This is a genomic window from Rufibacter glacialis (assembly GCF_008271745.1).
In the GTDB taxonomy this organism is placed as follows: domain Bacteria; phylum Bacteroidota; class Bacteroidia; order Cytophagales; family Hymenobacteraceae; genus Nibribacter; species Nibribacter glacialis.
Genome location: NZ_VKKZ01000013.1, coordinates 1 through 860 on the forward strand (window position 1 = coordinate 1; position 860 = coordinate 860).

Sequence of the window (860 nt, forward strand, 5' to 3'; positions counted from 1 at the left end):
TTTTGGAGCATAGTGGTATCCTGAGTAGGGCGGGACCAGAGGAATCCCGTCTGAATCCACCGGTACCATCCGGTAAGGCTAAATACTCCTGAGAGACCGATAGTGAACCAGTACCGTGAGGGAAAGGTGAAAAGAACCCCGAATAGGGGAGTGAAATAGAACCTGAAACCATGCGCCTACAAGCGGTCGGAGCCCTTTCGTGGGGTGACGGCGTGCCTTTTGCATAATGAGCCTACGAGTTACTCCTCCCTGGCGAGGTTAAGTGTGTCAACACACGGAGCCGCAGCGAAAGCGAGTCTGAACAGGGCGCACAGTCAGGGGGGGTAGACGCGAAACTTTGTGATCTACCCTTGGGCAGGATGAAGTTGCGGTAACACGCAATGGAGGTCCGAACCAGTTTCCGTTGAAAAGGATTTGGATGACCTGAGGGTAGGGGTGAAAGGCCAATCAAACTGAGAAATAGCTCGTACTCCCCGAAATGCCTTTAGGGGCAGCGTCGAGGTGGAGTCTCATGGAGGTAGAGCTACCGATAGGACTAGGGGGAGTCAAATCCTACCGAATCCTGACGAACTCCGAATGCCATGAGACATACTCGGCAGTGAGGCTTGGGGTGCTAAGGTCCCAGGCCGAGAGGGAAAGAACCCAGACCGCCAGCTAAGGTCCCTAAATATACGCTAAGTTGAACAAAGGAGGTCCAGTTGCCTAGACAGCCAGGATGTTGGCTTGGAAGCAGCCATTCATTTAAAGAGTGCGTAACAGCTCACTGGTCGAGCGACAGGGCATCGATAATAATCGGGCATCAAGCGTATTACCGAAGCTGCGGATAGAATCTGATTCTGTGGTAGGGGAGCATTCCCGTC

1 rRNA gene is annotated in these 860 nt (G+C 53.1%); it reads left to right on the forward strand.

From position 1 onward, the window contains the following. Positions 1 to 860: ribosomal RNA gene (locus FOE74_RS04885) — 23S ribosomal RNA — on the forward strand; the annotation flags it as partial.